We start from the raw sequence: 20,953 nt of genomic DNA, 5'->3' as shown, positions 1-20,953 counted from the left end.
GGAACTGAAAGGGGTCGACCGCCGCTCGAACGGTCGAACCCACCTAGCCTACGTCGCCCGCGCCGACCCGCTCACCCGGGGCGATCCGCACCCCGCGGGCCCAGTCGGCGCCGCGCATCGGCTTCTTGCCCTGCGGCTGGACCCAGAGCAACTCGACGGCGTGGGAACCGGAACCGACGTACACGTTGTTCTTGGCGGGCGACAGCTCACCGGGCGCGAGATCGGTGCGGTCGGGCACCAGGGCCGCCTGGATGATCTTGAGCCGCTCGCCGCGGAAGACGGTCCAGGCCCCGGGCGCGGGCGTGCAGCCGCGCACCACGCGGTCGACCCTGAGCGCGGGCGCGGCCCACTCCACCTGGGCGTCCTCGACGGTGATCTTCGGGGCGAGGGTAACGCCGTCGGCGGGCTGCGGCACGGCCTTCAGGCTGCCGTCCTCGATGCCGTCCATCGTCGCCACCAGCAGCCCGGAGCCCGCGAAGGCGAGCCGGGTGAGCAGGTCCCCGCTGGTGTCGGTCGCCCGCACCTCCTCGGTGACCGTCCCGTACACGGGCCCGGAGTCCAGGCCCTGCTCGATCAGGAAGGTGGACGCGCCGGTGATCTCGTCGCCCGCCATCACCGCGTGCTGCACGGGCGCGGCACCGCGCCAGGCGGGCAGCAGCGAGAAGTGCAGATTGACCCAGCCGCGGGCCGGCACGTCGAGGGCGACCTTGGGCAGCAGCGCGCCGTACGCGACGACGGGACAGCAGTCCGGACCGATGTCCCGCAGCCGCGCGAGGAACTCCTCGTCGCGCGGCTTCGCGGGCTTGAGCACCTCGATGCCCGCCTCCACCGCACGCTCGGCGACCGGGCTCGCGACGAGCCTGCGGCCGCGGCCCGCGGGCGCGTCGGGCCGGGTGACGACGGCGGCCACCTCGTGCCGGTCGGAGGCGATCAGGGCGTCCAGCGCGGGGACGGCGACCTCGGGGGTGCCTGCGAAGACGAGCTTCACTGGGGGGTACCTCGGATCTCTGGTGGTCTGGGGCGGGGAGCAGCGGACGGCAGTCGGCGGTCGGCGACAACGGTGGTGTGGCGGCCGCCACGGCAGCGCACCAGTCTATGGGCCGTCCCCGGACCCCGCTCAGGACGGTCGTCCCCGCGCCCGCCCACCGTCCGTCCCGGACCAGGTCGGGGGCGTACGGGCTGCCGCGCGCCCTGTGCATATGCGCATACGCCCCTGCACCGTGACCCCACACGAACTAGCGCGTTGGTCAAGAAAGAGTTGACCACCCTGGGCCGCGGTTTCGGCCCGATCCTTTTCAACGCCGGTTCGAGAGGCTTGTTCATGGCCGACCACGCAACCCACGACGCCCAGGCACGGGCCAGCCTGCACCTCTTGGTGCGGGACATCGAGCGGGTCCGCCGGCAGGTGGACGCACTGCGTACGCTCACCGCCCAGCTCGGTAACGTCTACCGCCCGCGCCGCTCCAGCCCCTCCGCGGGCTTCGTCGTGTACGGGCGGGCCCCCGCCCCGACCGTACGTCTCGCCCAGGAACTGCGGGACAGCGTCGAGACGCTGGTCACCGCGGCGGTGGACTTCGACCGCTCGCTCGGGTTCTCGTGGGACGCGGTGGGCTCGGCCCTCGGGGTCACCAAGCAGGCGGTGCACCGCCGGTACGGCGCGCGCCGTGCCACCACCCAGGCGGCTGCCGAGGCGGAGCGCGCCACGGAGACCGCGCCGACGGCCACCCGCCCGGTCCCGGTCGGCGCTCCCCTGCCGTCCGTCCCCGCGGCCCGCGCGATGCCGACGCAGCCGACGGCGGGCAGCCCCGCCCTGCGCGAGGACCCGAGGCCGAGCGCCTTCCCCGGCCCGCGCAACGGCTGACACGCGCTACGCCGACTGCCCCCTGCCACCCGGCTCGTCGCGGGTGACAGGGGGCATTCGTGTGAGCGGGGCCGGTCCCTGCCGCCCGGTCCCTCACCCCACCCGGTCCCTCATCCCAGCCGTCCCCTCACCCGATGTCCGGCGGATCCACCCGGATCCGCACCGCGTCGGCGGCGGCGCCGGTCTCCCGCGCCCCCTTGGCGCCCCGCGCCATCCGCGCGGCCTGCGCCGTCTTCAGCGCGGCGGCCAGCGCGGCCCCGCTGCCCGGTGGCACCCGGATCAGCACGCGCTCCCAGTGCTCGCCGGGCGGCGCCGCCCCGGGCCTGCGTGAAGGTCCCGGCGCCGCGTCCGCGACCGGGACGGGGCCCAACACCACCGCGTCCTGCGGCAGTTCGGCCCCCGCGAGGAACCCGGAGAGCGCCTCGGAGGTCCCCGACACGGCGGCCATCCGCGACACGGGCGGAAAGCTCAGCTCGGCCCGCTCGGCGAGCTCGCGCACCGCGTGCCCGACCGGATCCCAGCGCACCAGGGCCTGCACGGGCCGCAGCGTCGGCTCGGCGACGATCACGACCGTGCCGCCCGCGCCCTGCGGACGGACGAGCGAGGCCGCGCCGATCCACCGCCGCAGCGCCTCCTCACCGGCCCGCAGGTCGGGCCGCCCGAGCATGGCCCAGCCGTCGAGCAGCAGGGCCGCCGCGTAGCCGCCTTCGGCGACGGGCTCGGCCCCCGGCGTACTGACCACCAGCGCGGGCGCCCCCGGCACCGTGTCGAGCACCTGCTCGCGCCCCGACGTGCGCACCGGCACGGCGGGAAAGGCCCGCCCCAGCTCCTCGGCGGTCCGCCGCGCCCCGACGACCTGCGCGCGCAGCCGGAACCCGCCGCACTCGCCGCAGTGCCAGGCGGCCTCGTCCTTGCCGCACCATCCGCAGCAGAGCGCCCCGGTGCTCTCCCGCGCCTCCAGCGGCCCCGCGCAGTGCCGGCACCGCGCGGGCTCACGGCACCGCTCGCAGGCGAGCCGCGGTACGTAGCCCCTGCGCGGCACCTGCACCAGGACGGGACCGTGCTGGAGACCTTCCCGTACGACCCGCCAGGCCAGCGTCGGCAGCCGCGCGGCGCGTGCCGCCTCGTCCCGCGCGAGGTCCCCGTCGCCCACGGTGCGCACCAGCGGAGCGGCCCCACGCACCTGGTCGCGCTCGGCGACGAGCGGCGCGGCCCACCCGCTCTCCACGAGCTGGGCGGCCTCGACGGTGCAGCTCCAACTCCCGAGCAGGAAGCCGCACTTGTCGCGCGAGGCCCGCAGTTCGAGCACCTCCCTGACGTGCGGGAAGGGGGCGTGGTCGTCGCTGTGGCTGGAGTCACCGTCGTCCCAGACGACGACGAGCCCCAGGTCCTGCACGGGGGCGAACATGGCGGCGCGCGTCCCGACGACGGCCCGCACGGCACCGCGCCGCACCGCGAGCCACTCCCGGTACCGCTTCTCCTGCCCCGCGTCGGCGGTGAGCAGCGCGTGCCGCCCCTCCCCCAGCAGCTCGGTGAGCGCGGCGTCCACGCGCGCGGCGGGCCGCCCGGTCGGCACGACCACGAGCGCGCCGCGCCCCGACGCCAGCGTGGCCTGCACGGCCCGCGCGATCTCCTCGGCCCACTGCGGCCCCGGCAGCGCGGTCCACACGGCACGCGGCGCACCCCCGGCGGCCAGCGCCCCGAGGAACTCGGCCCCGTGCCCGTACCGCCGCCAGCTCCCGGGCTCGGGCGCGCCGGGCGGCTCCGGCGGCTCGCCCAACTCCCGCGCCTCGGCTCGCGCATGGCGCGGCGGCACGGCCAGCTGCAGCACATCGGCGAGACTCCCGGCATACCGGTCGGCGACGGCCCGCGCCAGACCGAGCAGCCGCGCGTCCAGGACGGGCTCGGGCGACACCACCTGCGCCAGCGCGGCCAACGGCCCCCGATAGTCGCTCTCGGCACACCGCTCGACGATGAACCCGTCGATCAGCCCGCCACCCTCGCGCCGCCCTTCCCGCACGTTCCGCGCCCCGGCCCCGAACCGCACCCGAACCCGCACCCCGGGCTGCGCCACCGCGTCCAGCTCCTCGGGCACGGCATAGTCGAAGTACCGGTCGAGATGCAGCACGCCCTTGTCCACCAAGACCCGCGCAACGGGCAACTCCTTGGCGACAGCGGCCCCCCGCCACGTCCGCGGCTTGGCACGGGGGACCTTGGCCTTGCGCACCGATTCCCGGATGAGGGCAAGCTGCTCCGGCGCCTCGGCTCCCCCCTCGTCGGGTCCCTGGTTCTCCCTGCTCACAGCTGCATTCCTACCAGACCCCACCGACATCGGACCGGGCCGCCGACCGAGGTGGAGCGCCGGGAACGCCGAAGCCCGGCCCTCCCCAAAAGGAAGAACCGGGCCCCGGATTCCAGCTAAGCAGCGATCGGCGAGCCTAGAGCCCCGCCGCCCTCCGCAGCGCGTCCACGCGGTCCGTCCGCTCCCACGTGAAGTCGGGGATCGCGCGGCCGAAGTGGCCGTACGCGGCGGTCTGCGAGTAGATCGGGCGCAGCAGGTCGAGGTCGCGGATGATCGCGGCGGGGCGCAGGTCGAAGACCTCGCTGATCGCCGTCTCGATCTTGTCCGTGTCGATCGTGGCCGTGCCGAACGTCTCGACGAAGAGGCCGACGGGCTCGGCCTTGCCGATGGCGTAGGCGACCTGGACCTCGCAGCGGGCCGCGAGGCCTGCCGCGACGACGTTCTTGGCGACCCAGCGCATCGCGTACGCGGCGGAGCGGTCGACCTTGGACGGGTCCTTGCCGGAGAAGGCGCCGCCGCCGTGGCGGGCCATGCCGCCGTAGGTGTCGATGATGATCTTGCGGCCGGTGAGGCCGGCGTCGCCCATCGGGCCGCCGATCTCGAAGCGCCCGGTCGGGTTGACCAGCAGGCGGTAGCCCTCGGTCTCCAGCTTGATGCCGTCCTCGAGGAGGGCCTTCAGCTCGGGCTCGACCACGAACTCCCGGATGTCGGGGGCCAGGAGCGAGTCCAGGTCGATGTCCGAGGCGTGCTGCGAGGAGACGACGACCGTGTCGAGGCGGACGGCCTTGTCGCCGTCGTACTCGATGGTGACCTGGGTCTTGCCGTCGGGGCGCAGGTAGGGGATCGTCCCGTTCTTGCGCACCTCGGAGAGGCGGCGCGAGAGGCGGTGCGCGAGGTGGATCGGGAGCGGCATGAGCTCCGGGGTCTCGTCGCAGGCGTAGCCGAACATCAGGCCCTGGTCGCCGGCGCCCTGCTTGTCGAGCTCGTCCTCGTCGCCCTCGACGCGCTTCTCGTACGCCGTGTCGACGCCCTGCGCGATGTCGGGGGACTGCGAGCCGATGGACACCGAGACGCCACAGGAGGCGCCGTCGAAGCCCTTCTTCGAGGAGTCGTAACCGATCTCGAGGATCTTCTCGCGCACGAGCTGCGCGATCGGCGCGTACGCCTTCGTCGTGACCTCGCCGGCCACGTGCACGAGGCCGGTGGTGATCAGCGTCTCCACGGCGACCCGGGACGTCGGGTCCTCCCGCAGAAGCGCGTCGAGAATGGTGTCGCTGATCTGGTCAGCGATCTTGTCGGGGTGACCCTCGGTCACAGACTCCGAGGTGAAGAGGCGCCGGGACACATCGCTCCCTGTGGTTGCAGCGGCTGCTGGCTGATCATTGGTGGGCGCGCCGAGAGCTGCGCTCGGCGTCGTCCGTGACCAGTTTATCGGTCACACTCGTCCGCCGGACCACATGTCTCGCCACTTGGGAGCCCTGTGACCTGCGGCACTGCATTGTGCGGTACGACGATCACCCTCCGCCAGACCGCCTCGCGCCCGATTTTCCCGGATTTGAGGCGCCCGGTAGGGCGAAAATGACATTCAGCCCTGGCGAAGCGGACCCCGTCAAGGCATAGGTCGGAATGTAGCCAAGTTCCGCCGAGAGGCGAAAGAAATGAAAGAGACGGGACAGGGACGGGATCGGAACGGGACTGCGGCGGGGAGGGGTCGGGGCGAGGGAGGGCGGAGTCGATGCCTCCGCCCTTCGCCCGTCTCATCATGCGAGACGCGCGGCCACCAGATCCCAGACCGTGTCCGCCAGCGCTTCCTTCGGACCGTACGGAACCGGGGTCTCGCTGCCGTCGGCGCCGAGCACCACGGCCTCGTTCTCCTCCGATCCGAAGGTCTTGCGCTCGCCGACCTCGTTGACGACGAGCAGGTCGCAGCCCTTGCGTTCGAGCTTGGCCCGGCCGTTGGCGAGGACGTCGTCGGTCTCGGCCGCGAAGCCGACGACCACCTGGCCGGGGCGCGGCCTGTCCCCCGCGATCTCCGCGAGGATGTCCGGATTGCGGACCAGGACGATCGGCGCGGGCTCCTGGCCGTCCTTCTTCTTGATCTTTCCCGTCGCGTACGTCTCGGGCCGGAAGTCGGCGACGGCGGCCGCCATCACCACGGCATCGGCGTCGGCCGACGCCTTCAGGACGGCCTCGCGCAGCTGCACGGCGGTGCCGACCGGGACGACGTCCACGCCCGCCGGATCGGGCAGCGCCGCGTTCGCCGCGAGGAGCGTGACGCGGGCGCCGCGCGCCGCGGCGCTGCGGGCCAGGGCGTATCCCTGCTTGCCCGACGAGCGGTTGCCCAGGAAGCGGACCGGGTCGAGGGGCTCGCGGGTGCCGCCCGCGCTCACCACGACGTGCCGCCCCGCCAGGTCCTGCGCCAGGTCGCCGCGGGCCAGGACACGGCGTACGACCTCGAAGAGCTCGACCGGGTCGGGGAAGCGGCCCTTGCCGGTGTCGACGCCTGTGAGGCGGCCGACGGCGGGCTCGACGACCAGGGCACCGCGGCGGCGGAGCGTGGCGACGTTCTCCTGGGTGGCCGGGTGCTCCCACATCTCGGTGTGCATGGCCGGGGCGAAGACGACCGGACAGCGGGCGGTCAGGAGCGTGTTGGTGAGCAGGTCGTCGGCGAGGCCGTGGGCCGCCTTGGCGAGCATGTCGGCGGTGGCGGGGGCCACGACGACGAGGTCGGCGTGCTGCCCGATGCGGACGTGCGGCACCTCGTGGACGTCGGACCAGACCTCGGTGGAGACCGGGTTGCCGGAGAGCGCGGACCAGGTGGCCGCGCCGACGAAGTGCAGCGCCGACTCGGTCGGCACGACCCGTACGTCATGCCCGGACTCGGTCAGCCGGCGCAGCAGCTCGCACGCCTTGTAGGCGGCGATGCCACCGCTGACCCCCAGGACTACCTTCGGCTTCTCGGCCACGGCGTCTGTCTCCCCGCACTCGGATCCGTACTCGGACGCGTTACTCGCGTACTCCTCCATGACACACCACAGGCCCGGCAGCCGTGCTGCCGGGCCTGTGGTGAAGAGTACGTACCGCTTACTGCGCCGGGCCCTCGATGGCCTCGGAGGTCAGCAGGCCGGCGTTGATCTCGCGGAGCGCGATCGACAGGGGCTTCTCGTGGACGTGGGTGTCCACCAGCGGGCCGACGTACTCCAGGAGGCCCTCACCGAGCTGCGAGTAGTACGCGTTGATCTGGCGCGCGCGCTTGGCGGCGTAGATCACGAGGCTGTACTTCGAGTCGGTGGCTTCGAGCAGCTCATCAATCGGCGGGTTGATGATGCCCTCGGGCGCGGTGATGGAAGAGGACACTCTCTGCCTTCCGAAGGGGATTGAAAGATCAAACTTAGGTGAAGATCAAAGAACCTTCATCAAGGCTAGCAGCTCACGGGCCACGTCCTCGACGGAGGTGTTGACCAGGGTCGTGTCGAACTCGGCCTCGGCGGCGAGTTCGATCTTGGCGGCCGCGAGCCTGCGCTCGATGACCTCGGGCGCCTCGGTCCCCCGGCCGGTGAGCCTGCGGACCAGCTCGTCCCAGCTGGGCGGGGCGAGGAAGACCAGCTGCGCCTCGGGCATCGACTCGCGCACCAGGCGCGCGCCCTGCAGATCGATCTCCAGGAGGACGGGCTCGCCCGCCTCCAGGCGCTCGAGCACCGCGCGTCGCGGGGTGCCGTAGCGGTTGCCCGCGAACTCGGCCCACTCCAGGAGCTCGCCGTTGGCGATCAGCTTGTCCATCTCCTCGTCGGAGACGAAGAAGTACTGGACGCCGTGCTTCTCACCGGGGCGGGGCTTGCGGGTGGTGGCCGAGACGGAGAGCCAGACCTCGGGGTGTTCTTTGCGCATATGGGCGACGACCGTGCTCTTGCCGACCCCGGAGGGGCCGGAGAGCACGGTCAGCCGCGGACGTGCGTCCGGGGGTACGGGGGTCGTCCCCCGGGATGTTGCAGCCATGCAGCGATTATCCAGGTTCTCAGGAGTGCCCGAGAACGTCAGGCGGCGCCACCGCCGAACTCACGCTCAAGTGACGCGATCTGGTTGGAGCCGAGACCGCGCACACGGCGGCTCTCGGAGATGCCAAGACGCTCCATGATCTGCTTGGCGCGGACCTTGCCCACGCCGGGCAGAGACTCCAGGAGGGCGGAGACCTTCATCTTGCCGATGACGTCGTTCTCCTGGCCCTGCTTGATGACCTCGTGAAGGGAGGCGCCGGAGTGCTTGAGTCGATTCTTGACCTCGGCCCGCTCCCGGCGAGCCGCGGCGGCCTTTTCGAGCGCGGCTGCGCGCTGTTCAGGGGTAAGGGGCGGAAGAGCCACGCCTACGTCACCTCGGATGTCGAACTGTCGGATACGGACCGGTGAGGAACCTAGTCGCCCCACACCTGGGGAGCAACGTGCAACGCGCTTGCCCGTTAGCTCTCGTCGGAGACTAGCGGCCATGGCCGCCGGAGTCAGCGAGAACAGACGAAAAGTCCTGGTCAGCCTCTGTCGAGCCGTACATTTCGGGCATTTCGCCTCCGATTTGGCCCGGTGGGACATCAACGGACCGTCAAAGGACGACATGCGCGCGACCTGCCGCGTCGTCCCGAGCCGGTCGATCGCGTCCACCAGCGAGGCACCAGAACGTGAAAACGATGTCGCCCCGGCTCCGGAAAACCGGAACCGGGGCGACGGACGCGCGCACGCACCGCGACTTCGCTGTCACAGAGGGGCGTCACGCGTCACACGGCGGCGCTCCGCGTCACGCGGCGGCGACCGCCACGCGGACCTCGTCCGCGAAACGCTCGGCGGCCTCGCGCAGCGCGGCCGCGTCGGGGCCGTGCCGCAGGACGCCGCGGCTGACGTTCGGCACGACGTTGCGGACGGACGCGCCGAAGACGGCCGGCAGATCGGCGGGGGTGGCGCCCTGCGCGCCGATGCCGGGGGCCAGGAGCGGCCCGTTGATCGCCAGGTCGTACGCGGACAGGTCGCCCAGGGTGGCCCCGACGACCGCGCCGAAGGAGCCAAGGGGCGCCGCGCCCGCGTTCTCGGCGGCCAGGTGGCCGAGGACCGTGGCGCCGACCGTACGGCCGTCCTCGCGCACCGCGTGCTGCACCTCGGCGCCCTCGGGGTTGGAGGTGAGGGCCAGGACGAAGAGCCCCGCCCCGTTCTCGCGCGCCAGGTCGACGGCCGGCTTCAGGGACCCGTAGCCGAGGTAGGGCGAGACCGTGAGGGCGTCGCTGAACAGCGGCGAGTCCTTGTGCAGGAAGGTCTCGGCGTACGCGGCCATGGTCGAGCCGATGTCGCCGCGCTTGGCGTCCATGACGACCAGCGCGCCGGCCGCCCGCAGCTCCTCGACCGCCTTCTCCAGGACGGCGATGCCGCGCGAGCCGAAGCGCTCGAAGAACGCGCTCTGCGGCTTGAAGACGGCGACGGTCCCGGCGAGCGCGTCGACGACGGTCCGCGTGAACCGCTCCAGGCCCGCGACGTCGTCGTGCAGGCCCCAGGCGGAGAGCAGCGAGGCGTGCGGGTCGATGCCGACGCAGAGCGGACCGCGCTCGTCCATGACGTGGCGCAGGCGCGTGCCGAAGGGTTCGAGGGCACTCATGCGGACTTCCTCACGTCGGCGCCGACGGCGTCGGCGAGGGTGGCGTACGGGCTCGTCCGCAGACGCGCGGCGAGGCCCCGGTGGATCGCGCGGCCCCAGAAGGGACCTTCGTAGATGAAGGCGCTGTAGCCCTGGACCAGGGTGGCGCCCGCGAGGATGCGCTGCCAGGCGTCCTCGGCGCTCTCGATGCCGCCGACGCCCACGAGCGTGATGCGGTCGCCCACGCGCGCGTAGAGGCGCCTGAGGACCTCCAGGGAGCGCTCCTTGAGGGGGGCGCCCGACAGGCCGCCGGTCTCCTTGTAGAGCTCCGGGTCGGACGTCAGGCCGAGGCCCTCGCGCGCGATGGTCGTGTTCGTGGCGATGATGCCGTCGAGGCCGAGCTCGACGGCGAGGTCGGCGACGGCGTCGACGTCCTCGTCCGCGAGGTCCGGAGCGATCTTGACGAGCAGCGGTACGCGGCGGTCGGTGACGCTGCGGTCCGCCGCCTCGCGCACGGCGGTCAGGAGCGGCCGCAGGGACTCGGTGGCCTGGAGGTTGCGCAGGCCAGGGGTGTTCGGCGAGGAGACGTTGACGACCAGGTAGTCGGCGTGCCGGGCGAGCCGCTCGGTCGACTTCACGTAGTCGGCAGCGGCCTCCTCCTCGGGCACCACCTTGGTCTTGCCGATGTTCACGCCGACGACGGTGCGGAAGACGGGCGTACGGGAGGCGAGGCGCTCGGCGACGGCCGCCGAGCCCTCGTTGTTGAAGCCCATGCGGTTGATCAGCGCACGGTCGGGGATCAGGCGGAAGAGCCGCTTCTTGGGGTTGCCGGGCTGCGGCTCGCCGGTGACCGTGCCGATCTCGATGTGGTCGAAGCCGAGCATCGACATGCCGTCGATCGCGACGGCGTTCTTGTCGAAGCCCGCCGCGAGCCCGAAGGGCCCGTGCATCCGCAGGCCGAAGGCCTCGGTGCGCAGCTCCTTGTGCCGGGGCGCGAGGACGGCCGCGACGAAGGTGCGCAGGACGGGGATCCTGGCCGCCAGGCGGATCCAGCGGAAGGCCAGGTAGTGGGCCTTCTCGGGGTCCATACGCTTGAAGACGAGGTTGAAGAAGAGCTTGTACATGTGTGTCCTCAGGGGGTGCTCACCAGAAGTCGGGGGGTGCTCACCAGAAGGGGGACACCGGGTTTCCGGTGTCCCCCTTGTGGGCTGCTAGTCGCGGGCCGCGGTCAGGTGTTCCGCGTGTTCCTGGAGCGAACGGACGCCCACGTCCCCGTGGTTGAGCGCCTCGATGCCCTGGACGGCCGCGGCGAGCGCCTGGACCGTGGTCAGGCACGGCACGGAGCGGGCCACCGCCGCCGTGCGGATCTCGTAGCCGTCGAGCCGGCCGCCGGTGCCGTACGGCGTGTTGACGATCAGGTCGACCGCGCCGTCGTGGATCAGCTGGACGATCGTCCGCTCGCCGTTCGGGCCCTCGCCCTCGGACTGCTTGCGGACGACGGTGGCGTTGATGCCGTTGCGCTTGAGCACCTCGGCCGTGCCGGACGTGGCGAGCAACTCGAAGCCGTGTGCGACCAGTTCGCGCGCCGGGAAGATCATCGAGCGCTTGTCGCGGTTGGCGACGGAGACGAAGGCGCGGCCCTTGGTCGGCAGCGGACCGTAGGCGCCCGCCTGCGACTTGGCGTACGCGGTGCCGAACACCGAGTCGATGCCCATGACTTCGCCGGTGGAGCGCATCTCCGGGCCGAGCACGGTGTCGACGCCGCGCCCGTGGATGTCGCGGAAGCGCGACCACGGCATGACGGCTTCCTTGACCGAGATCGGCGCGTCCATCGGCAGCGTGCCGCCGTCACCGGTGGCGGGCAGCATGCCCTCGGCGCGCAGCTCGGCGATGGTGGTGCCGAGCGAGATCCGCGCGGCGGCCTTGGCCAGCGGCACCGCGGTCGCCTTCGAGGTGAAGGGGACGGTGCGCGAGGCGCGCGGGTTGGCCTCAAGGACGTAGAGGATGTCCCCGGCCATCGCGAACTGGATGTTGATGAGGCCGCGCACGCCGACGCCCTTGGCGATGCCCTCCGTGGAGGCCCGCAGGCGCTTGATGTCGTAGCCGCCGAGCGTGATCGGGGGCAGCGCGCACGCCGAGTCGCCGGAGTGGATGCCGGCCTCCTCGATGTGCTCCATGACGCCGCCGAGGTAGAGCTCGGTGCCATCGTAGAGCGCGTCCACGTCGATCTCGATGGCGTCGTCGAGGAAGCGGTCGACCAGGACCGGCCGCGAGGGGCTGATCTCGGTCGACTCCTCGATGTACGCGGACAGCCGGGTCTCGTCGTAGACGATCTCCATGCCGCGGCCGCCGAGCACGTACGACGGGCGGACGAGCACCGGGTAGCCGATCTCGTCGGCGATCGCCTTGGCCTCGGTGAACGTCGTCGCGGTGCCGTGCTTGGGGGCGGGCAGCCCGGCCTCGGCGAGCACGCGGCCGAAGGCGCCGCGGTCCTCGGCGGCGTGGATGGCCTCGGGCGAGGTGCCCACGACCGGCACGCCGTTGTCCTTGAGCGCCTGCGAGAGGCCCAGCGGGGTCTGGCCGCCGAGCTGGACGATGACGCCCGCGATCGGGCCGGCCTGCGCCTCTGCGTGGACGATCTCCAGGACGTCCTCGAGCGTGAGCGGCTCGAAGTAGAGCCGGTCGGAGGTGTCGTAGTCCGTGGAGACGGTCTCGGGGTTGCAGTTGACCATCACGGTCTCGTAGCCCGCGTCGCTCAGCGCGAAGGAGGCGTGGACGCAGGAGTAGTCGAACTCGATGCCCTGACCGATGCGGTTCGGGCCCGAGCCCAGGATGATCACCGCGGGCTTCTCGCGGGTGGCGACCTCGTTCTCCTCGTCGTACGAGGAGTAGAAGTACGGCGTCTTCGCGGCGAACTCGGCGGCGCAGGTGTCGACCGTCTTGTAGACCGGGCGGACGCCGAGGGCGTGGCGCACCTCGCGGACGACGTCCTCGCGCAGACCGCGGATCTCGGCGATCTGGGCGTCGGAGAAGCCGTGCCGCTTGGCCTCGGCGAGCAGCTCGGCGTCCAGGCGCTCGGCATCGGCGAGCTCGTCCGCGAGCTCCTTGATCAGGAAGAGCTGGTCGACGAACCAGGGGTCGATCTTGGTGGAGTCGAAGACCTCTTCGCGGGTCGCGCCGGCGCGGATGGCCTGCATGACCGAGTTGATGCGCCCGTCGGTCGGGCGGATCGCCTCGGCCAGGAGCTCGGTCTTGTCGCCGGGCTCGCCCACGAACGTGAACTGCGAGCCCTTCTTCTCCAGCGAGCGCAGCGCCTTCTGGAGGGCCTCGGTGAAGTTGCGGCCGATCGCCATGGCCTCGCCGACCGACTTCATGGTCGTGGTCAGCGTGGAGTCGGCGGACGGGAACTTCTCGAAGGCGAATCGCGGGGCCTTGACGACGACGTAGTCGAGCGTCGGCTCGAAGGACGCCGGGGTCTTCTCCGTGATGTCGTTCGGGATCTCGTCCAGCGTGTAGCCGACGGCCAGCTTCGCGGCGATCTTCGCGATCGGGAAGCCGGTGGCCTTCGACGCGAGCGCCGACGACCGCGAGACGCGCGGGTTCATCTCGATGACGATGACCCGGCCGTCGGTCGGGTCGATGGCGAACTGGATGTTGCAGCCGCCGGTGTCGACGCCGACCTCGCGGATGATCGCGATGCCGACGTCGCGCAGGGTCTGGTACTCGCGGTCGGTCAGCGTCATCGCGGGCGCGACGGTGATCGAGTCGCCGGTGTGCACGCCCATCGGGTCGAAGTTCTCGATGGAGCAGACGACCACGACGTTGTCGTTCTTGTCGCGCATCAGTTCCAGCTCGTACTCCTTCCAGCCGAGGATGGACTCCTCCAGGAGCACCTCGGTGGTCGGCGAGAGCGTGAGGCCCTGTCCGGCGATGCGGCGCAGCTCCTCCTCGTTGTGCGCGAAGCCGGAACCGGCGCCGCCCATCGTGAAGGAGGGGCGCACGACCACGGGGTAGCCGCCGAGCTCGTCGACGCCCTTGAGGACGTCGTCCATCGAGTGGCAGATGTAGGAGCGGGCGGACTCGCCGTGCCCGATCTTCTTGTTGACCTCTTCGACGACGCCCTTGAAGAGGTCGCGGTCCTCGCCCTTGTTGATGGCCTCGACGTTGGCGCCGATGAGTTCGACGCCGTACTTCTCCAGGACGCCCTGCTCGTGCATGGAGATCGCGGTGTTGAGCGCGGTCTGGCCGCCGAGGGTGGGCAGGAGCGCGTCGGGGCGCTCCTTGGCGATGATCTTCTCGACGAACTCGGGGGTGATCGGCTCGACGTACGTGGCGTCGGCGATCTCCGGGTCGGTCATGATCGTCGCGGGGTTGGAGTTGACCAGGATGACGCGCAGGCCCTCGGCCTTGAGCACGCGGCACGCCTGCGTACCGGAGTAGTCGAACTCGGCGGCCTGGCCGATGACGATCGGGCCTGAGCCGATGACCAGGACGGACTGGATATCGGAGCGCTTAGGCACGCTGGCCCTCCATCAGGGTTACGAAGCGGTCGAAGAGGTACGCGGCGTCGTGCGGGCCCGCGGCCGCCTCGGGGTGGTACTGGACGGAGAAGGCCGGCTGGTCGAGCAGCTGGAGGCCTTCGACGACCTGGTCGTTCAGGCAGACGTGGGAGACCTCGGCGCGGCCGAAGGGCGTCTCGCTGACCTTGTCGAGCGGCGCGTCCACGGCGAAGCCGTGGTTGTGCGCGGTGACCTCGACCTTGCCGGTCGTGCGGTCCTGCACCGGCTGGTTGATGCCGCGGTGGCCGTACTTCAGCTTGTACGTGCCGAAGCCGAGGGCGCGGCCCAGGATCTGGTTGCCGAAGCAGATGCCGAACAGGGGCGTCCTGCGCGCGAGGACGGCGGTCATCAGCGCGACGGGGCCTTCGGCGGTGGCCGGGTCACCCGGACCGTTGGAGAAGAAGACGCCGTCGGGGGCGACGGCGTAGACGTCGTCCTCGGTGGCGGTGGCGGGCAGCACGTGCACCTCGATGCCCCGCTCGGCCATGCGGTGCGGGGTCATGCCCTTGATGCCGAGGTCGATCGCGGCGACGGTGAACTTCTTCTCGCCGATCGCGGGGACGACGTACGCCTCCTTGGTGGCGACCTCCTCGTACAGGCTCAGGCCCTTCATGGCGGGCTGGGCCTGGACCTTCTCGACGAGCGCGGCGTCCGTGCCGAGCGCCTCGCCGGAGAAGATGCCGGAGCGCATGGAGCCGCGCTCGCGCAGGTGCCTCGTCAGCGCCCGGGTGTCGATCCCGGAGATGCCCACGATGTTCTGGGCGACCAGCTCGTCGTCGAGCGACCGCTTCGCGCGCCAGTTGGAGGGGACCCGGGCGGGGTCGCGGACCACGTAGCCCGACACCCAGATCCGGCTCGACTCGTCGTCCTCGTCGTTCCAGCCCGTATTGCCGATCTGCGGGGCGGTGGCGACCACGATCTGGCGGTCGTACGAGGGGTCGGTCAGGGTCTCCTGGTAGCCGGTCATGCCGGTGGAGAACACCGCTTCGCCGAAGGTCTCCCCCACGGCCCCGTAGGCGCGGCCGCGGAAGATCCGGCCGTCCTCCAGGACGAGTACGGCGGGAGCCTTGCTGGCTCCCCTGGTGGAGGTCGTCATCGTGCGGTGCCTTCCGTCGTGCTGGTGTTGATCATGTTGTTGATGGCCTCGACCCACTCGGCCTGCTCGGCCGCGTGGTCGGAGCGGAAGCCCGAGTCGAGCAGCTTCCCGCCGTGCTCCCAGGTGACGATCAGCAGACCGCCCTCCGCGAGGACCTTGCCCGCGATGCCCTTGTCGAGCCGGGCCTCGCGCAGCTGCCCGGCCGGGACGAAGAAGTCGGCGGCGCCGGGGCGCCCGACGTCAAGTCCCGCGTCCGTGAGCGTCAGCTCCACGCGGCTGCGGGTGCCGAGACCGTGCGCCACGATGCGGTCGAGCCACTGTCCGGCCGAGGTGGAGCCGTGGTAGCGGCCGCTCAGCTCAAGTTTCGCCGGGCCCGGCTCATCCGGCACCACGGGCAGCGGCGGCAGGTCGCTCTGGAGCGTGCCCCGCCACTTCCAGCCCTCGCGCATCAGCCAGTAGACGAGCGCGATGAAGAGCAGCAGTCCGACGACCCAGCCGATCCGTGCGGCCCAGTCGGTCACGTCCGCCGATTCCTTCTCGGCGGCCAGTTCCAGAAGAGTTGTCACGCGAGCTTCCCGTCGACGAGCGTGGCCCGACCCCGGAGCCACGTGTGCGTGACGCGGCCCGGCAGCTCACGGCCCTCGTAGGGAGTGTTGCGGCTGCGCGAGGCGAAGCCCGCGGGGTCCACTGCCCCACGGTAATCGGCGTCGACCAGAACCAGGTTCGCGGGCTCACCTGCCGAGACGGGACGTCCATGGCCGGTGGCCCCGCCGATCCGCGCGGGCTTGACGGACATCCGGTCGGCGACGGCCTCCCAGGTCAGCAGGCCCGTCTCGACCATCGTGGCCTGGACGACGGAGAGCGCGGTCTCCAGGCCGACCATGCCCATGGCGGCCGCGGCCCACTCGCAGTCCTTGTCCTCGTGCGGGTGCGGGGCGTGGTCGGTGGCGACGATGTCGATCGTGCCGTCGGCGAGCGCCTCGCGCAGCGCCATGACGTCGCGCTCGGTGCGCAGCGGCGGGTTGACCTTGTAGACCGGGTTGTACGAGCGGACCATCTCGTCGGTCAGGAGCAGGTGGTGCGGGGTGACCTCGGCGGTCACGTCGATGCCGCGCGACTTGGCCCAGCGCACGATCTCGACGGAGCCGGCGGTCGACAGGTGGCAGATGTGCACCCGCGAGCCGACGTGCTCGGCGAGCAGCACGTCACGCGCGATGATCGACTCCTCGGCGACGGCGGGCCAGCCTCCGAGACCCAGCTCGGCGGAGACGACGCCCTCGTTCATCTGGGCGCCCTCGGTCAGGCGCGGCTCCTGCGCGTGCTGGGCGACGACGCCGCCGAAGGCCTTCACGTACTCCAGGGCGCGGCGCATCATCACGGCGTCGTCGACGCACTTGCCGTCGTCGGAGAAGACGGTGACCCCGGCGGCGGACTCGTGCATGGCGCCGAGCTCGGCGAGCTTCTTGCCCTCCAGGCCCACGGTGACGGCGCCGATGGGCTGCACGTCGCAGTAGCCGGACTCCTGGCCGAGCCGGTAGACCTGCTCGACGACTCCCGCCGTGTCGGCGACGGGGAAGGTGTTGGCCATGGCGAACACGGCGGTGAAGCCGCCGGAGGCGGCGGCGCGGGTGCCGGTGAGCACCGTCTCGGAGTCCTCGCGGCCCGGCTCGCGCAGGTGGGTGTGGAGGTCGACGAGGCCCGGCAGGAGGACCTTGCCCTCGGCCTCGACGACGGTCGCACCCTCGGCGCTCAGACCGCTGCCGACCTCGGCGATGGTCTCGCCGTCGATCAGGACGTCCTGCGCCTCGCCACCGAGCACCTTCGCACCACGGATCAGGATCTTGCTCATCTTGGTTACTTCTCCTCGGAACCGGTGGTGGAGGGGCGCGCGAAGCGCTCGTCTGAAGGGTGGGGGTGGGAGACGGGCGGGCGGGTGTGGGTGACGGCGGGCTCGTTGCCGCCCAGGAGCAGGTAGAGGACGGCCATGCGGATGGAGACACCGTTGGCGACCTGCTCGACGACCGTGCAGCGGTCGGAGTCGGCGACCTCGGCGGTGATCTCCATGCCGCGGACCATCGGGCCCGGGTGCATGACGATGGCGTGCTCGGGCATCTTCGCCATGCGCTCGCCGTCCAGGCCGTAGCGCCGCGAGTACTCGCGCTCGGTGGGGAAGAACGCGGCGTTCATGCGCTCGCGCTGCACCCGCAGCATCATCACGGCGTCGGACTTGGGCAGCACGCGGTCCAGGTCGTACGAGACCTCGCACGGCCACTGCTCGACGCCGACCGGCACCAGCGTGGGCGGCGCGACGAGGGTGACCTCGGCGCCGAGGGTGTGCAGCAGGTCGACGTTGGAGCGGGCGACCCGGCTGTGCAGGATGTCGCCGACGAGCGTGATGCGCCTGCCCGCCAGGTCCTGGCCGAGGCCCGCGTCGGGTCCCACCAGACGACGCCGCATGGTGAAGGCGTCGAGCAGGGCCTGCGTGGGGTGCTGGTGGGTGCCGTCGCCCGCGTTGATGACGGCGGCGTCGATCCAGCCCGAGGTGGCGAGCCGGTAGGGCGCGCCGGAGGCTCCGTGGCGGATGACGACGGCGTCGACGCCCATCGCCTCCAGGGTCTGGGCGGTGTCCTTCAGGGACTCGCCCTTGGAGACCGACGAGCCCTTGGCGGCGAAGTTGATGACGTCGGCGGAGAGGCGCTTCTCGGCGGCCTCGAAGGAGATCCGGGTGCGGGTCGAGTCCTCGAAGAAGAGGTTGACCACGGTGCGCCCGCGCAGGGCGGGCAGTTTCTTGATGGGCCGGTCGGCGACCCGCGCCATCTCCTCGGCGGTGTCGAGGATGAGGACGGCTTCGTCGCGGGAGAGGTCGGCGGCCGAGATGAGGTGTCGCATCATCTGGGTGTACTCCGGTGTGTGGAGGTCTGCGGGCACGCGGGCGCGCAGGGGTGTGCCCTGGGCCCGTGAAGGGAGGAAGCCGGTCCTACGCGGATGCGGGCTTGGCGCCGAGCAGCACGGCGTCGCGGCCGTCCTCCTCCGCCAGCTGGACCTTGACCGTCTCCCGCAGCGACGTGGGGAGGTTCTTGCCGACGTAGTCGGCACGGATGGGGAGTTCACGGTGGCCGCGGTCGACGAGGACGGCGAGCTGCACCGCGCGCGGGCGCCCGATGTCGTTCAGCGCGTCGAGGGCGGCACGGATGGTGCGGCCGGAGAAGAGCACGTCGTCGACGAGGACGACCAGGCGGCCGTCGATGCCGTCACCGGGGATCTCGGTGCGGGCCAGCGCACGCGGTGGATGCATGCGCAGGTCGTCGCGGTACATGGTGATGTCGAGCGAGCCGACCGGGATCGTGCGCCCGGTGATCTCTTCGAGCTTCTCGGCGAGCCGGCGGCCGAGGAAGACTCCTCGGGTGGGAATGCCGAGCAGCACCACGTCGTCCGCGCCCTTGGCGCGCTCGACGATCTCGTGTGCGATACGGGTCAACACCCGCGCGATGTCCGGGCCTTCGAGCACGGGTCGCGCGACAGCGGAGTCTTTTGGGTCCTGCGTGTCCATATGAAACGGACCTCCTTCTCCGCCTCACGGGACGGACTTTAAAGGACGTCGAAATTGCGCCATCCACGGTACCAGTACTGATGACCGAGCACGTCATCGGCCTCCACCGAAGGGGCGGTACGGACCATTCGGCTTGACGCAAGCAAGTAACGCTGCGTAACCTCACAGTGAGTTACCAGCCACGCGGCGGAGCCGCAAAATGTTCCAGCGTCCGGGGAGCTATATGTCCAGCGAATACGCCAAGCAGCTCGGGGCCAAGCTCCGCGCGATCCGTACCCAGCAGGGCCTTTCCCTCCACGGTGTCGAGGAGAAGTCCCAGGGACGCTGGAAGGCGGTCGTCGTCGGGTCGTACGAGCGCGGCGACCGTGCCGTGACCGTGCAGCGCCTCGCCGAGTTGGCGGACTTCTACGGCGTCCCCGTGCAGGAGCTCCTGCCGGGCACGCCGCCCGGTGGCGCCGCCGAGCCGCCGCCCAAGCTCGTCCTCGACCTTGAGCGACTTGCCCACGTCCCGCAGGAGAAGGCGGGCCCCTTGCAGCGCTACGCGGCGACGATCCAGTCGCAGCGCGGCGACTACAACGGCAAGGTGCTGTCGATCCGCCAGGACGACCTGCGCACCCTCGCCGTCATCTACGACCAGTCGCCCTCGGTCCTCACCGAGCAGCTGATCAGCTGGGGCGTCCTGGACGCGGACGCGCGTCGCGCCGTGGCGCACGAAGAGGTCTGACGCAGCTGACGCGGAGTTCAGCAGAAACGTGCCGCCGGGGTGGCCGCAGCCGAAATGGCCGCGGCCACCCCGGCGGTTTTCTGCTTTTCGCCGCCTTTACCCGGCCCCGCATTTCCCCGCCGCGGGCACGGCCGGGAAGCGGAACGGACCCGGCGGAGAAAACCGGAGGGCCCGCAGCAAAGCGCTGCGGGCCCTCCGGTGACGTACTGGACCGCCTTACGGCTCGTCTCTGCGCAGGGACGGCTTCAGGTCCTTGAAGCGGCCGAGAAGCCCGTTGACGAACGCCGGCGACTCGTCCGTGGAGAACTCCTTGGCGAGCTGCACCGCCTCGTCGAGCACCACGGCGTCGGGCGTGCCGTCGACCCAGACCAGCTCGTAGGCGCCGAGCCGCAGGATGTTGCGGTCGACGACGGGCATCCGGTCCAGGGTCCAGCCGACGGCGTACTGCGAGATGAGGTCGTCGATGCGGCGCTCGTGCTCCGCGTACCCCTCGACGAGCTCCATCGTGTACTCGCTCACCGGCGGCTGCCGGGTGTCGGACCGCGAGTGACGCACCCAGTCAGCGAGGACCGTCAGGACGTCGGTGCCGCGCTGGTCGGCCTCGAAGAGGATCTGGAAGGCGCGCTTGCGGGCCGTGTTACGAGCAGCCACGGTTAGCTGTTCACCCGGCCGAGGTAGCCGCTGTCACGGGTGTCGACCTTGATCTTCTCGCCCGTGGTGATGAAGAGCGGGACCTGGATCTGGTGACCGGTCTCCAGGGTGGCGGGCTTGGTGCCACCCGTGGAACGGTCGCCCTGGACGCCCGGCTCGGTCTCCTGGATGACGAGCTCGACGGCGGCGGGCAGCTCGACGTAGAGCACCTCGCCCTCGTGCTGCGCGACGGAGGCGGTGAAGCCCTCGATCAGGAAGTTGGCGGCGTCACCGACGGCCTTGCGGTCGACGTGCAGCTGGTCGTAGGTCTCCATGTCCATGAAGACGAAGTAGTCGCCGTCCATGTAGGAGAACTGCATGTCGCGCTTGTCGATCGTGGCCGTGTCGACCTTGACGCCGGCGTTGAACGTCTTGTCGACGACCTTGCCGGAGAGCACGTTCTTGAGCTTGGTGCGCACGAAGGCCGGGCCCTTGCCGGGCTTGACGTGCTGGAACTCGACGACGGACCAGAGCTGGCCGCCTTCGAGCTTGAGCACCAGGCCGTTCTTGAGGTCGTTCGTGGAAGCCACGGTTGCGGAATCTCCTGCACTGACTGACTGGTGG

At 71.2% G+C, this 20,953-nt stretch carries 19 protein-coding genes; 2 read left to right on the top strand and 17 right to left on the bottom strand.

Annotation, left to right across the window (positions count from 1 at the left end; translation table 11 throughout):
• Positions 1 to 43: 43 nt before the first annotated feature.
• Positions 44 to 988, bottom strand: coding sequence for a methionyl-tRNA formyltransferase (fmt, locus tag ACIO9J_RS32550; RefSeq protein WP_402007487.1), 945 nt, complete (start codon positions 986 to 988; stop codon positions 44 to 46).
• 333 nt (positions 989 to 1,321) lie between these two features.
• Between fmt and ACIO9J_RS32545 the strand changes: the two genes are divergently transcribed.
• The gene (locus tag ACIO9J_RS32545; RefSeq protein WP_402007485.1) at positions 1,322 to 1,861 is read left to right on the top strand and encodes a hypothetical protein; all 540 of its coding nucleotides are present in this window, start codon (positions 1,322 to 1,324) and stop codon (positions 1,859 to 1,861) included.
• A 127-nt stretch (positions 1,862 to 1,988) separates the two neighbouring features.
• Here the strand turns inward: ACIO9J_RS32545 and ACIO9J_RS32540 are convergent, their stop codons facing one another.
• The 14 genes from ACIO9J_RS32540 to pyrR all read right to left on the bottom strand — a co-directional run bounded on the left by ACIO9J_RS32540 (position 1,989) and on the right by pyrR (position 18,975).
• Positions 1,989 to 4,163, bottom strand: coding sequence for a primosomal protein N' (locus ACIO9J_RS32540; RefSeq protein ID WP_402007483.1), 2,175 nt, complete (start codon positions 4,161 to 4,163; stop codon positions 1,989 to 1,991).
• A gap of 136 nt (positions 4,164 to 4,299) precedes the next feature.
• Positions 4,300 to 5,508 carry a methionine adenosyltransferase gene (metK, locus tag ACIO9J_RS32535; protein ID WP_402007481.1) on the bottom strand — a complete coding sequence of 403 codons (1,209 nt, stop codon included), beginning with the start codon at positions 5,506 to 5,508 and terminating at the stop codon, positions 4,300 to 4,302.
• Between the two features lie 415 nt (positions 5,509 to 5,923).
• A complete protein-coding gene (gene coaBC / locus ACIO9J_RS32530; protein ID WP_402007479.1) occupies positions 5,924 to 7,129 on the bottom strand; it encodes a bifunctional phosphopantothenoylcysteine decarboxylase/phosphopantothenate--cysteine ligase CoaBC in 1,206 nt (401 codons plus the stop codon).
• A 118-nt stretch (positions 7,130 to 7,247) separates the two neighbouring features.
• The gene (rpoZ, locus tag ACIO9J_RS32525; RefSeq protein ID WP_005319902.1) at positions 7,248 to 7,520 is read right to left on the bottom strand and encodes a DNA-directed RNA polymerase subunit omega; all 273 of its coding nucleotides are present in this window, start codon (positions 7,518 to 7,520) and stop codon (positions 7,248 to 7,250) included.
• Between the two features lie 45 nt (positions 7,521 to 7,565).
• The gene (gmk, locus tag ACIO9J_RS32520) at positions 7,566 to 8,159 is read right to left on the bottom strand and encodes a guanylate kinase (protein ID WP_098241279.1); all 594 of its coding nucleotides are present in this window, start codon (positions 8,157 to 8,159) and stop codon (positions 7,566 to 7,568) included.
• Positions 8,160 to 8,197: 38 nt separating this feature from the next.
• Positions 8,198 to 8,521 carry an integration host factor gene (locus ACIO9J_RS32515; protein WP_005319887.1) on the bottom strand — a complete coding sequence of 108 codons (324 nt, stop codon included), beginning with the start codon at positions 8,519 to 8,521 and terminating at the stop codon, positions 8,198 to 8,200.
• A 424-nt stretch (positions 8,522 to 8,945) separates the two neighbouring features.
• Positions 8,946 to 9,791 (bottom strand): orotidine-5'-phosphate decarboxylase, encoded by an 846-nt coding sequence (gene pyrF / locus ACIO9J_RS32510; protein WP_402007476.1) that lies wholly within the window; start codon positions 9,789 to 9,791, stop codon positions 8,946 to 8,948.
• Positions 9,788 to 10,894, bottom strand: coding sequence for a quinone-dependent dihydroorotate dehydrogenase (locus ACIO9J_RS32505; RefSeq protein WP_402007474.1), 1,107 nt, complete (start codon positions 10,892 to 10,894; stop codon positions 9,788 to 9,790). Before ACIO9J_RS32505 ends, pyrF begins: the two co-directional genes overlap by 4 nt.
• Before the next feature lie 87 nt (positions 10,895 to 10,981).
• A complete protein-coding gene (carB, locus tag ACIO9J_RS32500; protein WP_402007472.1) occupies positions 10,982 to 14,290 on the bottom strand; it encodes a carbamoyl-phosphate synthase large subunit in 3,309 nt (1,102 codons plus the stop codon).
• Complete coding sequence (carA, locus tag ACIO9J_RS32495; RefSeq protein ID WP_402007470.1) at positions 14,283 to 15,425, bottom strand: glutamine-hydrolyzing carbamoyl-phosphate synthase small subunit; 1,143 nt, start codon at positions 15,423 to 15,425, stop codon at positions 14,283 to 14,285. The genes carB and carA overlap by 8 nt, the downstream gene beginning before the upstream one ends.
• The gene (locus ACIO9J_RS32490) at positions 15,422 to 15,991 is read right to left on the bottom strand and encodes a hypothetical protein (protein WP_402007468.1); all 570 of its coding nucleotides are present in this window, start codon (positions 15,989 to 15,991) and stop codon (positions 15,422 to 15,424) included. The genes carA and ACIO9J_RS32490 overlap by 4 nt, the downstream gene beginning before the upstream one ends.
• Positions 15,988 to 17,274: a dihydroorotase gene (locus ACIO9J_RS32485; RefSeq protein WP_402007466.1), complete on the bottom strand. Its 1,287-nt coding sequence runs from the start codon at positions 17,272 to 17,274 to the stop codon at positions 15,988 to 15,990. The genes ACIO9J_RS32490 and ACIO9J_RS32485 overlap by 4 nt, the downstream gene beginning before the upstream one ends.
• Positions 17,275 to 17,279: 5 nt before the next feature.
• The gene (locus tag ACIO9J_RS32480) at positions 17,280 to 18,317 is read right to left on the bottom strand and encodes an aspartate carbamoyltransferase catalytic subunit (protein WP_402007464.1); all 1,038 of its coding nucleotides are present in this window, start codon (positions 18,315 to 18,317) and stop codon (positions 17,280 to 17,282) included.
• A gap of 85 nt (positions 18,318 to 18,402) precedes the next feature.
• Positions 18,403 to 18,975, bottom strand: coding sequence for a bifunctional pyr operon transcriptional regulator/uracil phosphoribosyltransferase PyrR (gene pyrR, locus ACIO9J_RS32475; RefSeq protein WP_055543678.1), 573 nt, complete (start codon positions 18,973 to 18,975; stop codon positions 18,403 to 18,405).
• A gap of 223 nt (positions 18,976 to 19,198) precedes the next feature.
• On the opposite strand from pyrR, the gene bldD reads away from it, so the two are divergent.
• Positions 19,199 to 19,699 carry a transcriptional regulator BldD gene (gene bldD, locus ACIO9J_RS32470; RefSeq protein ID WP_402007462.1) on the top strand — a complete coding sequence of 167 codons (501 nt, stop codon included), beginning with the start codon at positions 19,199 to 19,201 and terminating at the stop codon, positions 19,697 to 19,699.
• A gap of 216 nt (positions 19,700 to 19,915) precedes the next feature.
• Here bldD and nusB read toward each other — a convergent pair whose 3' ends face one another.
• Together nusB and efp are read right to left on the bottom strand one after the other, a co-directional pair.
• Complete coding sequence (nusB, locus tag ACIO9J_RS32465) at positions 19,916 to 20,350, bottom strand: transcription antitermination factor NusB (RefSeq protein ID WP_402007460.1); 435 nt, start codon at positions 20,348 to 20,350, stop codon at positions 19,916 to 19,918.
• Between the two features lie 2 nt (positions 20,351 to 20,352).
• Complete coding sequence (gene efp, locus ACIO9J_RS32460; protein WP_055543676.1) at positions 20,353 to 20,919, bottom strand: elongation factor P; 567 nt, start codon at positions 20,917 to 20,919, stop codon at positions 20,353 to 20,355.
• Positions 20,920 to 20,953 lie beyond the last annotated feature (34 nt).

Origin of the sequence: Streptomyces sp. NPDC087300, assembly GCF_044744425.1 — a bacterium.
Taxonomy (GTDB): Bacteria; Actinomycetota; Actinomycetes; order Streptomycetales; family Streptomycetaceae; genus Streptomyces.
This window is presented reverse-complemented; position numbering and strand designations above follow the sequence as displayed.

Excerpts from the sequence above, each read along its gene's own strand:
- ACIO9J_RS32545 (WP_402007485.1), top strand. The coding sequence starts at position 1,322 with ATGGCCGACCACGCAACCCACGACGCCCAGGCACGGGCCAGCCTGCAC.
- gmk (WP_098241279.1), bottom strand. The coding sequence starts at position 8,159 with ATGGCTGCAACATCCCGGGGGACGACCCCCGTACCCCCGGACGCACGT.
- pyrF (WP_402007476.1), bottom strand. The coding sequence starts at position 9,791 with ATGAGTGCCCTCGAACCCTTCGGCACGCGCCTGCGCCACGTCATGGAC.
- ACIO9J_RS32505 (WP_402007474.1), bottom strand. The coding sequence starts at position 10,894 with ATGTACAAGCTCTTCTTCAACCTCGTCTTCAAGCGTATGGACCCCGAG.
- carA (WP_402007470.1), bottom strand. The coding sequence starts at position 15,425 with ATGACGACCTCCACCAGGGGAGCCAGCAAGGCTCCCGCCGTACTCGTC.
- ACIO9J_RS32485 (WP_402007466.1), bottom strand. The coding sequence starts at position 17,274 with ATGAGCAAGATCCTGATCCGTGGTGCGAAGGTGCTCGGTGGCGAGGCG.
- ACIO9J_RS32480 (WP_402007464.1), bottom strand. The coding sequence starts at position 18,317 with ATGATGCGACACCTCATCTCGGCCGCCGACCTCTCCCGCGACGAAGCC.
- pyrR (WP_055543678.1), bottom strand. The coding sequence starts at position 18,975 with ATGGACACGCAGGACCCAAAAGACTCCGCTGTCGCGCGACCCGTGCTC.
- bldD (WP_402007462.1), top strand. The coding sequence starts at position 19,199 with ATGTCCAGCGAATACGCCAAGCAGCTCGGGGCCAAGCTCCGCGCGATC.